At 64.8% G+C, this 12,027-nt stretch carries 12 protein-coding genes; 10 read left to right on the top strand and 2 right to left on the bottom strand.

What is annotated here, in order from left to right; genetic code table 11:
* The 10 genes from bchL to VLR48_RS15760 all read left to right on the top strand — a co-directional run.
* A partial coding sequence (gene bchL, locus VLR48_RS15805) for a ferredoxin:protochlorophyllide reductase (ATP-dependent) iron-sulfur ATP-binding protein (protein ID WP_325292711.1) occupies positions 1–737 on the top strand: 737 nt, incomplete at its 5' end.
* The gene (bchM, locus tag VLR48_RS15800; RefSeq protein WP_325292710.1) at positions 737–1,438 is read left to right on the top strand and encodes a magnesium protoporphyrin IX methyltransferase; all 702 of its coding nucleotides are present in this window, start codon (positions 737–739) and stop codon (positions 1,436–1,438) included. The genes bchL and bchM, both read left to right, overlap by 1 nt.
* 282 nt (positions 1,439–1,720) lie before the next feature.
* Positions 1,721–2,488, top strand: coding sequence for a photosynthetic reaction center subunit H (gene puhA / locus VLR48_RS15795; RefSeq protein WP_325292709.1), 768 nt, complete (start codon positions 1,721–1,723; stop codon positions 2,486–2,488).
* Positions 2,485–3,141, top strand: coding sequence for a photosynthetic complex putative assembly protein PuhB (gene puhB, locus VLR48_RS15790; RefSeq protein ID WP_325292708.1), 657 nt, complete (start codon positions 2,485–2,487; stop codon positions 3,139–3,141). Before puhA ends, puhB begins: the two co-directional genes overlap by 4 nt.
* Positions 3,142–3,153: 12 nt before the next feature.
* A complete protein-coding gene (gene puhC / locus VLR48_RS15785; RefSeq protein WP_325292707.1) occupies positions 3,154–3,609 on the top strand; it encodes a photosynthetic complex assembly protein PuhC in 456 nt (151 codons plus the stop codon).
* Between the two features lie 265 nt (positions 3,610–3,874).
* Positions 3,875–4,795: a putative photosynthetic complex assembly protein PuhE gene (gene puhE / locus VLR48_RS15780; protein ID WP_325292706.1), complete on the top strand. Its 921-nt coding sequence runs from the start codon at positions 3,875–3,877 to the stop codon at positions 4,793–4,795.
* 373 nt (positions 4,796–5,168) lie between these two features.
* Positions 5,169–6,824, top strand: a complete 1,656-nt coding sequence (gene bchE, locus VLR48_RS15775) for a magnesium-protoporphyrin IX monomethyl ester anaerobic oxidative cyclase (protein WP_325292705.1) — start codon at positions 5,169–5,171, stop codon at positions 6,822–6,824.
* Positions 6,825–6,912: 88 nt separating this feature from the next.
* Complete coding sequence (gene hemN, locus VLR48_RS15770; protein ID WP_325292704.1) at positions 6,913–8,199, top strand: oxygen-independent coproporphyrinogen III oxidase; 1,287 nt, start codon at positions 6,913–6,915, stop codon at positions 8,197–8,199.
* A complete protein-coding gene (gene bchJ, locus VLR48_RS15765; RefSeq protein ID WP_325292703.1) occupies positions 8,196–8,801 on the top strand; it encodes a bacteriochlorophyll 4-vinyl reductase in 606 nt (201 codons plus the stop codon). The genes hemN and bchJ overlap by 4 nt, the downstream gene beginning before the upstream one ends.
* A gap of 247 nt (positions 8,802–9,048) precedes the next feature.
* Positions 9,049–10,266, top strand: a complete 1,218-nt coding sequence (locus tag VLR48_RS15760; protein WP_325292702.1) for an AMP-binding protein — start codon at positions 9,049–9,051, stop codon at positions 10,264–10,266.
* Between the two features lie 115 nt (positions 10,267–10,381).
* On the opposite strand, the gene VLR48_RS15755 is transcribed toward VLR48_RS15760, so the two are convergent.
* Together VLR48_RS15755 and VLR48_RS15750 are read right to left on the bottom strand one after the other, a co-directional pair.
* A complete protein-coding gene (locus VLR48_RS15755; protein ID WP_325292701.1) occupies positions 10,382–11,254 on the bottom strand; it encodes a carotenoid 1,2-hydratase in 873 nt (290 codons plus the stop codon).
* 41 nt (positions 11,255–11,295) lie between these two features.
* Positions 11,296–12,027, bottom strand: a 732-nt coding sequence (locus VLR48_RS15750; protein ID WP_325292700.1) for a phytoene desaturase family protein, incomplete at its 5' end; no start/stop codon positions are given.

Raw genomic sequence — 12,027 nt, 5'->3', positions numbered from 1 at the left:
TCGCCTTTTCCAAGCTCGGCAAGCGCGTCCTGCAGATCGGCTGCGACCCCAAGCATGACTCGACCTTTACGCTGACGAAGTGTCTGGTGCCCACGGTCATAGACATCCTCGAATCCGTGGACTTCCATGCTGAGGAGCTGCGCCCGAGCGATTACGTCTACGAGGGCTACAACGGCGTCATGTGCGTCGAGGCGGGCGGTCCGCCGGCCGGCACCGGCTGCGGCGGCTATGTGGTCGGTCAGACCGTGAAGATGCTCAAGCAGCATCACCTGCTCGAAGACACCGACGTGGTGGTCTTCGACGTGCTCGGCGACGTGGTCTGCGGCGGGTTTGCCGCACCGCTGCAACATGCCGAGCGTGCGCTGATCGTCACGGCGAACGACTTCGACTCGATCTTCGCGATGAACCGCATCGCCGCGGCGATCCAGGCCAAGGCCAAGCACTACGGGGTTCGCATCGGCGGCGTCATCGCCAACCGCAGTGTGAATACCGACGAGATCGACCGTTTCAACGACGCGGTGGGTCTCAAGCGGCTCGCCCATCTGCCGGATCTCGACGTCATTCGGCGCAGTCGGCTGAAGAAGTCGACCCTGTTCGAGATGGACGATGCAGACGGACTCGAGCATGCGAAGTCCGAGTATCTTCGCCTCGCCCAGATGCTGTGGGACGGGGTCGAGCCATTGGACGCGCAGCCCATGCGCGACCGCGATATCTTTGATTTTCTGGGGTTCGATTGATGGCCAACGGCTCGTATCAAGAGCGCCGCGAAGAGATCGAAACCTACTTCGATCGCACCGCCGCCGATGCCTGGCGCAAACTGACATCCGACGTGAAGGTCAGCCGCATCCGGGCCACCGTGCGCGCGGGTCGCGACGACATGCGGGCGACCCTGTTGAACTGGCTGCCCGCCGACCTGACCGGCAAGCGTCTGCTAGACGCCGGGTGCGGGACGGGTGCACTGGCCTTCGAGGCGGCGCGGCGGGGTGCGGAGGTCGTTGCCATCGACGTCGCTCCGACGCTGATCCAGATTGCGCAGGAGCGCACCCCGAAGGATCTCGGCCCCGGGTCGGTTCATTTCGAGGCCGGCGACATGCTGGATCCGGCCCACGGACGCTTCGATCACGTGGTCGCCATGGACTCCTTGATCCATTACGTGCCGGCGGATGTCGTGAAGGTGTTGGCAGGGCTGGCCGGGCGGACCGGTGGCTCGATCCTCTTCACCTTCGCGCCCAAGACGCCCGCGCTGGCCATCATGCACGCCGTCGGGCAGCTCTTTCCGCGCGGCAACCGATCGCCCGCGATCGTGCCGGTCGGACCGGACCGGCTGCGCGCGCTCCTGGCTGCCGAGTCGGCCCTCGCGGGCTGGCAGCCGCAACGGACCAGGCGGATCGCCGTCGGTTTTTATACGTCGCAGGCACTGGAGCTGGTGCCCGCGTGAGCAGTCGAGTGTGGTGTTTCGAGACTGCCGTCCGTGCGCCCCTGCAGACGATGCCGCGGAAGGTTGCGGCAAGGCACTCGGGCGTGGTTTCGGCCCGGCCTCGGCCGGTCCTTTCATTGGCTAGGGAGTCGTCAATCACATCGAGATCCAGAGCGGTTTTTCCCACGTTGGTCGACCTTGATCGGCTTGTCGCTCCCCCGAGCACATCCAATCATCGACGGTCATCGCGCTTCGGCCTAACCAGCGTCAACGGTTAGTCTTTCGTCCTACGGAGGTCATATCATGTCAGCAGCCATTACCAGCTATATCGACGTCGCCCAGCTCGTCCTCTATGTCTTCTGGTTCTTCTTCGCCGGGCTCGTCTTCTATTTGCATCGCGAGAACAAGCGTGAAGGTTATCCGCTCGAGTCCACGCGTGGCGGCAAGGTCAAGATCGAAGGCTTCCCGTCGATGCCGGAGCCGAAGACCTATCTGCTCCCGCACAACGGCGGGACGGTTTCCGTGCCGCGTGTCGAGGCGGCCGGGAAGATCAATGCCACGCCGGCACAGCCGTACGCGGGCTCTCCGCTCATCCCGAACGGCGATCCGATGCTGTCGGGATTCGGCCCGTCCGCTTCCCCGGACCGCGAGAAGCATCCGGATCTGACCTTCGAGGGCGCGCCCAAGATCGTCCCGCTGCGCGTCGCCACCGATTTCTCGATCGCCGAGAAGGATCCGGATCCGCGCGGTATGACGGTTGTCGGATTCGACGGCGAAGTCGGCGGAACAGTGACCGACGTCTGGGTCGACCGTTCCGAGCCCCAGATCCGTTACCTCGAGGTGAAGGTGGCGAAGGGCGGCAAGCAGGTCCTGCTGCCGATCAACTTCACGCGCTTCGACAAGAAGAACCGCAAGGTCAACGTCAAGTCGATCGCCGGCAAGCACTTCGCGAACGTACCCGGTCTGGCCAAGCCCGATCAGGTCACCCTCTACGAAGAGGACAAGATCTGCGCCTACTATGCCGGTGGCCAACTTTACGCAGCTGCGGATCGGTCTGAGCCTCTGCTGTGAGAGAGTATGAGTTCGAGCCCATTCGGGGCTTGCCCGAGCATCTTCCTCCAGGCGAGGAGATGCTCTGGCAGGGTGCGCCGCGCTGGACCGCTTTGGCGCGGCGCGCCTTTCATGTCCGGAAGGTCGCCGTCTATTTCGCCATCATTCTGGTGTGGCGGATCTTCGCGGATCTCTCCGCGGGGGAGACGACGAGCGAGGTCGTGGTCGGCGCGCTCTGGATCACGGCACTCGGCGTTGTCTCGATCGGCGGCCTTCTGCTGCTGGCTTGGGCGATGGCGAGGTCCACGGTCTACACCATTACAACGCGCCGCGTGGTGATGCGTTTCGGTGTGGCACTGCCGATGATCGTGAACTTTCCGTTCGCGCAGATCCATTCCGCGCAGATGAAGCGTCACCGCGACGAGACCGGGGACATCCCCATAGTCTTGGTCGCATCTACGCGCACCTCCTACACGGTCCTGTGGCCGCATGTGCGTCCCTGGCATTTCACCAAACCGCAGCCGATGCTCCGGGCGATCCCCGACGTGGCTCGGGTCGCCGGGATCCTCTCGGATGCCCTCAACCGCTATCTGGCGGAAACCGAAAAGGGCGCGGAGCACGCCGAAGCGGGCACGGACGACCGCGCTGGCCCCGACGCTGCATTGACATCCTGAAGAGGTTGAATCTTGACTGAATTGCATGATCGTCCGTTTCCGCGGAGCATGCTGATCGCGGTTGCCTCGCTGATCGGTTTCACGATCCTGGCGGTCGCTGTCGCAAGGCTCACCGGTTTTGATCCAAGCCAGGCTCCAGTCTCCCCCGAGGTTGCGGTTCGCGATCTGAGTTTCGTCGAGGTCGGCCAGGGCGATCTCGCGGTCTACGATGCCGAGTCCGAGGTGCTGTTGGAGACACTCCCGCCGGGCGAGGACGGTTTCATCCGCGGCGTACTGCGTACGCTTGAGCGCGAGCGTCGGATGCACAGCGTCGCTCTGGATGGGCCCTATCGGCTGAGTCTTCGCGAGAACGGTCGTTTTACCTTGGAGGATCAAACGACCGACTTCTTTATCGATCTCAGGGCATTCGGCCCGACCAACGAGGCCGCCGTCGGCCGATTCCTGTCGGCATCGCCGCCGGTTCAGTAAGGCTGCGGCCGGGTCTCGGGGCGAGCGATGCCCTTTGCTCCGGCTGCTGTCGCGACGAAGCGAACCCTGCTCGCACGGCGTCTCGCCTGCTATGATCCCGGCTCCCCGACCTCGACATCCCGCGTCCGCGGGATCGGCTCCATCCGAGCAATCGCGTCGGTCGATCCTCGATCCGGCGTAGGCGAGGTCCTTCGCTGCAGGGCAGGGGTGATCCCGGAAGCGGAGGCATTCCGATCGCCATCGGCCAGAGAATAGGGCGCATTTCATGCTCGAATATGGTTACCCCGTTCTTTTCGCGCTCGGGCTCTGGTGGTTCAGCACGGGTGTGGTGCTCTATTTGGACAATCTGCCGGGCCGCACCTTCGGGTGGACGATGCTCGGCGGCACCGCGGTGTTGGCGTTTGCCGTTTTTGCGCTGGTCGTCAGCAGTACCTCCACCTCTCTGAGCGCGGCCTACATCGCCTTCACCTCCGGCGTGGTGGTCTGGGGTGTCTTGGAGATGAGTTATTTCACCGGTCTCTTGACCGGGCCGCGCAAGACACCGTGCCCACCCGGCTGCGTGGCCTGGAAGCGGTTCGGTCTCGCTATTTTGACCAGTCTCTATCACGAGTTTGCGGTCCTCTCGGCGGTCGCCTTCCTGGTCGTGATCTCGTGGGGCGAGCCCAATCAGGTCGGAACCTGGACCTTTGTCGTGCTCTGGCTGATGCGCTGGAGCGCCAAGCTCAATCTCTTCCTGGGTGTTCCCAATCTGAACGACTGGCTGCCCGAGCATCTGGCCTATCTGAAGTCCTACATGCCCAAGCGGAGCATGAACCTCTTGTTTCCGATCTCGGTGACCGTGCCCACCCTGATCGTGGTGCTGATGGTGTCCCGGGCGCTGAGCCCGGGTGCGAGCGAGTTCGAGGTCGTCAGCCTGATCCTGGTGGCGACCCTGTTGGCGCTGGGGATCCTCGAGCACTGGTTCCTCGTACTTCCATTGCCGGACGAAGCGCTCTGGGCCTGGGCGTTGCCCTCGCGGGATGCCGACGGGGCGCCGGGCGGGGAAGCGAATAGCGAAAGCGGGCGGAGCGGAACGCGTTCCGATGGATCGCCTCGGCGAATGGTCGCCTCCCGAAAGGCGTCGCGGCAGCCGGCGACCTCGCCGTCACCCGGTCGCGGCGGGGCCCCGATCACGGAGCTTCCCTGAACATTGGATCCGGGCGCGTCAGTTCTCCGGCACGCTTTGATCCCGGTCTTGGACTGGGCTAGGCTTACTCGCAACTCCGGTCGAGGCGAGGGTCGGAGAGACGATGTCGTCGCGCCCGCCTCGGTTGATGCGAATCATATCGAGCTGGTCGGGAATCAGCTAAGGTATAGAGCAATGCGCGCCCGGACGGCGCGATACCAAACGACCCGATTCGGATAGAGCAGAGCTCGAGGCCAACGCTGCGCGGCGGCATCCTGTCCCGGTGTCATCGCTGATGTCGCCGGCACGAAGAGCTCGGCTACGCCCGAGATCGGACTGATACGATCAGGCTCGAATGGCCGTTACCCGTTCGACCCGTTCCTGAGGAATTCTCATGCGTATATTGATGATCCAGCCGAACTATCACTGTGGTGGTGCGGAAATCGCGGGAAACTGGCCACCCGGTTGGGTCGCCTATATCGGCGGTGCACTCAAGCATGCGGGCATGACGAACATCCGGTTCATCGATGCCATGACCTACGATATTCCGGACGACAAGCTGCGCGAGATCATTCGCGTCAACCAGCCCGACGTCGTTCTGGCGACTGCCATCACCCCGCAGATCTACAAGGCGCAGACCACGCTGCAGATCGCTAAAGAGGTGCTTCCGAACTGCGTCACCGTGCTCGGCGGTATCCATCCGACCTTCATGTATACCCAGGTCTTCAGCGAGGCGCCCTGGATCGACTACATCGTGCGCGGCGAGGGCGAAGAGATCGCGGTCGCGCTCCTGCAGTCCATCGAGGCCGGCACGCATCTTAAGGACCGCAAGCGCATCTGGGGTATCGCCTACATCGACGACGACGGCCAGGTCGTCGCAACCCCGGCGCGTCCCGTCATCGAGGATCTGGACACCCTGACGCCCGACTGGTCCCTGCTCGACTGGGACAAATACATCTATACCCCGCTCAACTGTCGGGTCGCCGTGCCGAACTTCGCGCGTGGATGCCCCTTTACCTGCCGTTTTTGCTCGCAGTGGAAGTTCTGGCGCAAGTACCGTCATCGCGATCCCAAGAAGTTCGTCGACGAGATCGAGACCCTGGTTCGCGACTACAACGTCGGCTTCATGATCCTCGCCGACGAGGAGCCGACGATCTTTCAGAAGAAATTCGTCGCACTCTGCGAAGAGTTGATCAAGCGCGATCTCCCGCTCTATTGGGGCATCAACACCCGCGTGACCGACATCATGCGCGATCGCGACCTTCTGCCCTTGTACCGCAAGGCCGGACTGGTCCACGTCTCGCTCGGCACCGAGGCGGTCTCGCAGTTGAACCTCGATACCTTCCGCAAACAGACCACGGTCGAGCAGAACAAGCTGGCGGTCAAGCTCCTGCAGCAGGCCGGAATCGTCGCCGAGGTCCAGTTCATCATGGGTCTCGAGAACGAGACGCCCGAGACCATCGAGGAGACCTACAAGCTCGCCCAGGACTGGAAGCCCGACATGGCGAACTGGAACATGTACACGCCGTGGCCCTTCGCGGAGCTCTTCGAGGAGTTGGGCGACAGGGTGGAGGTTCGCGACTACTCCAAGTACAATTTCGTGACGCCGATCATGAAGCCCGAGGCGATGACGCGCGAGCAGGTGCTCAAGGGCGTCTTGAAGAATTACGCGCGCTTCTACATGCGCAAGAGCTTCTTGGAGTATCCTTGGATCAAGGACAAGTTTCGCAGACGTTACATGCTCGGCTGCCTCAAGGCCTTCGCCAAGACCACGGCGTCGAAGAAGTTCTACGACCTCGAGCGGCTCAAGATGAAGGGGATGTCGGCCGAGGTGGATCTGGGCTTCGATGCGTCCAAGGTGCTGACTGCCGACGAGATCGCTCAGTTGAAGCGCGATCGCCCGGAACTGTCCGCGGACATGAATTTCAAAGGGACGCCGGTCAAGATCGTGGCATGCGGCGCCCCGGACGATCTACAGATTTCGGAATCGGATCTGCCGGTCAGGGCCGCCGTCTCCAAGCCCAAGATGACAGCAGTCCAACCTGACTAACCGGGTTCAAGACATGGCGCCTCCACTGCCTTCAAGCCTACCGCTCGAGCTCCTCGAGCGGTTCGGACACTTGCCGCCGGGGTGTTCCTTGGCGACCTCGCAAATGGGCGGTGACGCGGCATTCTCGGACTCGAACTACAAAGAAGCGCTCACGGGGCTGCGCGACAGCCCCGATGAGCACGTCTCCGTGTACGTGCACGTCCCCTTCTGTCACGTGCGCTGTCTCTACTGTGCGTGCAACACGACCATCACCCACAGCGAGGAGAAGGTCGACCAGTACCTCGACGCCCTCGACCGGGAGATGGGGTTGGTCACCGACATCATCGGCCGCGGCCGCGTCACCGATCAGCTTCACGTCGGAGGCGGCACGCCGAACCATCTCAACGAGCCTCAGCTGGCTCGACTGATCGAGATCGTCGAGCGCCACTTCCGGATCGCGGACAACGCCTGCACCTCGATCGAATGCAACCCGCGTCGGACCTCGGCGGGACAGCTCGACCTTCTCTACGGGCTCGGATTCAAGCGCATCAGCTTCGGTGTGCAGGACCTCAACTCGGACGTGCAGCGCGCGATCGGCCGCGTCCAGTCACTCGACATGGTGCGCGACGTCTTTCTGACGGCGCGCGACACCGGGTTCGAGAGCATCAATCTCGATCTGATCTACGGCTTGCCCTTCCAGACGCCGGAGGGATTCCAGGAGACACTCGACCAGATCGTCGCGCTCGGGCCCGACCGAATCGCCTGTTTCAGCTACGCCCACGATCCCGTCAGCAGGCCCCACCAGCACGCCATCAGTGCGGATCACCTGCCGTCGGTGGCCGAGAAGCTGGCCCTGTTCCATCAGGCGGTGCAGTCCTTCACGGCGGCGGGCTATCGCTGGGTCGGTCTGGATGTCTTCGCGCGCGAGGCGGACGAGCTGACCAGTGCCCAAGCCGAGCACCGGCTCTATCGCAACGCGATCGGCTACACCCCGATGCCGGTCAAGCAGGTGCTTGCATTCGGGCCGAGCGGGATCGGCGAGGTCGGCGGTGCCTTGGTTCAGAACGCTCCTGACCTCAAGACCTGGCAGCGTTGCGTGTCCTCCGGGCTGCTTCCCGTGTCCTGGGGGCGTCGGCTGAGCGATCAGGATCGGCGACGCCGCGAGGCCATCCTCTATCTCATGTGCAACCTCGAGCTCCCCGCCTCATCCGCGCACGGTCTGGAGCGCGAGTACGAGAGTCTCTGCCGCGACGGCGGACGCGGGCTACTCGAGGTGACGGACGACGGGATCCGGGTCACCGAGGAAGGCCGTTATTTGCTGCACGGGCTCTGCGTCGAGCAGGACGCCTCCGTCGACTGGGGAAGCACCCAGTGGCGCGCGACGGCCGGGCCGTGAACGCGCCGGCCGATTTCGGTACGACCGCGAAGGTCGGACCCAACGCCGTCGTCCGTGTCGCCGAGGCGCTCGGCGAGGCACTCGGTGCCGATGTCGTCGCGCAGGTGTTCAGTGCTGCAGGGCTCGAACATTACCTGACGACGCTCCCGAGCGCGATGGTCGACGAGCGCGAGGTCACCCGGCTCCAGGCGGCGCTGCGCGAGCAATTGGGTCTCGATGTCGCTCGACCCGTTTCGCACGATGCGGGATTGCGCACGGGCGATTATCTGCTCGCCAATCGCATCCCGCGTCCGGTCCAGCGCCTCCTCGTCATCCTGCCGGCCCGCCTCGCGAGCCGTGTGCTGATCTCGGCGATTCGTCGCAACGCCTGGACGTTCGTCGGCAGCGGCGTCTTCGACGGCACGCCCGGTCGCCCCACCCGGCTATCGGTCACGGACGGTCCGATCTGCCGAGGCGCCTCGGCCGACGAGCCTCTCTGTGACTTCTACGCCGGGAGCTTCGAGCGGCTGTTCTCCCGGCTCGTCCATCCGAACGCGCGCGTTACCGAGGTTGCCTGCCAGGCCAACGGTGACGAATCCTGTGTCTTCGAGGTGCGCTGGTAGGTCGCTTCGCCCGATAGTCCGGCCGTCTCGGTTCCCTTGTCGACCCATCCCCGACCGATCGTCTCCATCCATCGTCGTGTCACATCGATTCGGTTCTCACGGCCGCCTTCTCTTCGGCGGCACCTGTCTGGATCCGCGCGAGCGAGAGACGCAGCTGCGCGAACGTGTGCTCGGGTTGACGCGGCAGGGGCTTCGCCCGGGACAGGTCGTCCTCTGTCCGGATACCCCCGCGAACGAGCCGGTTGTCATGAGTCTGGCACTCATGCGGGTCGGGGCGGCCTTGCTGCCGTATCGCACCGGTTTGGATCCGAGTACGCTCCTCAAGCTGGCTGCCGCAACCGGATCAGAGTGGCGGTGGTCTCCCGAGTCCGCGACCCTCACCCCGACCGGCCTTGCAAGCGCGATAGCAACGGGGGGCGCGTCCCTGGGGTCCGGGCCTTTGGGTTCCGCGCTCGCTCTACTCGTGAAGACCAGCGGCAGCAGCGGCGGGCCAAAGGTCGTGATGCTGACCCGCGACAACCTGCTCGCCTCGGCTGCGGCCGTGAATCGCCGCCTGGGTTTCGGATCCGACGACGTCTGGCTCTGTTCTCTGCGGCTGAGTCATATCGGCGGTCTGGCGATCATCCATCGCTGGACGCTCGCGGGGGCCACCCTGATCCTGCACGAGGGATTCGATGCGCAGGCCGTCGCCGAGGATCTGCAGCGCTTTGCGGTAACCCATATCTCTCTGGTGCCGCCGATGTTGGGCCGCTTGCTCGAGTCGGGTGCCGTGCCTCCGCCTTCGCTGCGGGTCGTCCTGGTGGGCGGACAAGCCCTGAGGCCGGTGTTGGCCGAGCGTGCGATCGTTGCCGGATGGCCGATCTTTCTCACCTACGGCATGACCGAGACCGCCTCCCAGATTGCGACCTCGAGGACCGCGCTGGAGCGCGTTCCAGCCGACGGTCGCGTGGGTCCGTTGCTCCCGGGCGTGGAGATCGATCGGCACGACGGGCTCGATGGTCCGAGCCGGCTTCGGGTCCGCGGACCCATGTTGATGGCCGGCTACGCCAACCCCGAACGCCGTCCGGGACAGGGGCTCGACAAGGGCTGGTTCGTGACATCGGACCTGGGCGGCCTCGACGAGGAGGGTGATCTCCGGGTTGTCGGACGTGCCGATGACGTCTTGGTTATCGGCGGCAACAACATCTCGCTGACCCGTGTGGACGGGCTGCTCCGCGTGGCCCCGGGCGTCTCGGATCTGGCCGTCGTCGCTCTCGACGATGCGATCTGGGGGCATCGCTTGGTCGTTGTCTACAGCGGCGATCTCGACGAGCGGGCATTCGAGCGCTGGTGCGACGGCGCCCTCTCGGGCGCCGAGAGACCCCGCGCCTTCAAGCGGGTCGCCGGGCTCCCGCTGCTGGATTCGGGCAAGTATGATCGGATCGCGATCCGTGCCTTTGCCCTTGAGTCCGGATCAGGCCCTTGAAGATTGTATTTCTCTTCGTATCCTCAACCGCGCCGGCTCCAACGGTCGTCAAGTCTGCCGGCGCCGATCCCATCCAAAACATCGCATACCGCGCTGAGCGCGGTTGAGTGTCTTCTCAGCCACCGACCCGCGGCATTCGAAACGGCAGCATCAACTGGACGATGCGCGAGGCAAAGCGATCGAGCGAGAGGCTCTCGTGCACGCAGGTCGCGGTCTCGCCGGCCAAGCGTGTTTCCACGAGCGAGCGTGCATAGAAAGGCGTGTCTTCCAGCGTCTCCACGACGCGGGCCTGATGTCCCGGCTCGCACTGGGTCCCGCGCTTGATGCGCCAGATCCCGGTCGTGGGCAGCCGCACCCGCGGCGGTGGCGTGAATTCCTCGACCTCGCCCGCGGCATTGAAGCGCAGCGCGAGCCCGGCGCCGGTCCCGTGACGCGCGGTCACGTCGTAGAGCATGGTGGTGCCCGACGGCGTATTGGCGCGCGACCAGTCCCAACACACGAAGGCGTCTTCGAGCGGCTCCTCCCCGCGATTGGAGTCGAGATAGGCGTGCCCGCTCCAGCGCAACGCCGGTTTTTCCAGATCGACCTCCACACGCGAGATGGGCGCGATCGGCCACCAGACATGACGTCCCGCCGGATCGAGCGTGAACTCGCGCGCGTTGACGGCGGCCGGGATCACCCGAATCCGCCCGCGCACGCGCGAGGGGATGGGTGCGGTGATCTCGTTGACCTCGATGGTCAGCGCCGTCCCGTCCCAGGTCAGATGGCTCGGCCCGATATCGAGTCGCCCCGGTGACTGGCGCAGCGCCTTGCGCCCGCGCTCGGTCATGGTCCAGCGTTTGCCGGCCTTGCCGTAAAGCGCGACATTGAGCGCGCAGTGATCGAGCGGGTCCGGGTTGCCGCGCCGCCGCGCCCAGGCGTAGTAGGGCGAGAAGACGCTGCCGAGCATGGCGATGATGGTCAGACCATGGTCGCCGTCATCGCTCAACGCATCCAGATACCACCACAGATAGCCGCCGGGCGTGATCTTCAGGTCGAAGCGAGGTCCTCGAGCAGGGTCGCTGCCGCCAGGCGTCCCGACATCGCCGCCATCGGCACCCCGGCCCCCGGATGCGCGCTCCCTCCCGCCAGATAGAGCCCCGGCACCTTGCTGCGCGACGGCGGACGCGTGAAGGAGGCCCTCCATCCGTGCGACGCCTGGCCGTACAGGGCCCCTCCGGTCGCCGGGAAGAGCTGGTTGAAGACGGCCGGCGTCGTGACGACGCTCGTCTCGGGTGTCCGATGAACCTGGAGCCCACAGCGCTCCAGGAGTGAGAATGCCCGCTGCTCGCATTGCTCGATCTCCGCGGTGTCGAATGGGTGCCGATCGCCCTTTGCGGGGGCGTTGAGGAGGCAGAGTAGACGCTCCGGTCCCTGCGGTGCGGCGTCGTCGTGGGCGCCGCGATCCTGGGCGCAGATGTAAACGGTGCCCTCGCTCGGGACTTGGCCGCGGCCGAAGATGTCTTCGAACTCGGCCGGGTAGTCTCGGCAGAAGAAGACGCTGTGGCGCAGGAGGGGGAAACCCTCGGTGCGTGCGACCAGGTTCCAGGTGATCGCAGAGAGCGAGCGCTCGGACGGCGAGGTCTTGGCCACGGCCTGTCCGACGCCTGACCCCAAGTGCCCGGCGGCGAGCGCGGCGGCGTCGCCGTTGAAGACGACGGCATCCGCTTGGAGCTGCTCGCCCGAGCCGAGTCGAACCCCGCGCGCACGCCCGCGCTCGAC

The organism is Thiocapsa sp. (assembly GCF_035467215.1).
GTDB lineage: Bacteria > Pseudomonadota > Gammaproteobacteria > Chromatiales > Chromatiaceae > Thiocapsa.
Note: the sequence above shows the minus strand (reverse complement) of the source record. Positions and strands in the feature narration are given on the sequence as shown.

Bases quoted from the DNA above. Each gene is read 5' to 3' on its own strand.
- bchM (WP_325292710.1), top strand. From the start codon at position 737: ATGGCCAACGGCTCGTATCAAGAGCGCCGCGAAGAGATCGAAACCTAC.
- puhA (WP_325292709.1), top strand. From the start codon at position 1,721: ATGTCAGCAGCCATTACCAGCTATATCGACGTCGCCCAGCTCGTCCTC.
- puhE (WP_325292706.1), top strand. From the start codon at position 3,875: ATGCTCGAATATGGTTACCCCGTTCTTTTCGCGCTCGGGCTCTGGTGG.
- bchE (WP_325292705.1), top strand. From the start codon at position 5,169: ATGCGTATATTGATGATCCAGCCGAACTATCACTGTGGTGGTGCGGAA.
- VLR48_RS15760 (WP_325292702.1), top strand. From the start codon at position 9,049: ATGAGTCTGGCACTCATGCGGGTCGGGGCGGCCTTGCTGCCGTATCGC.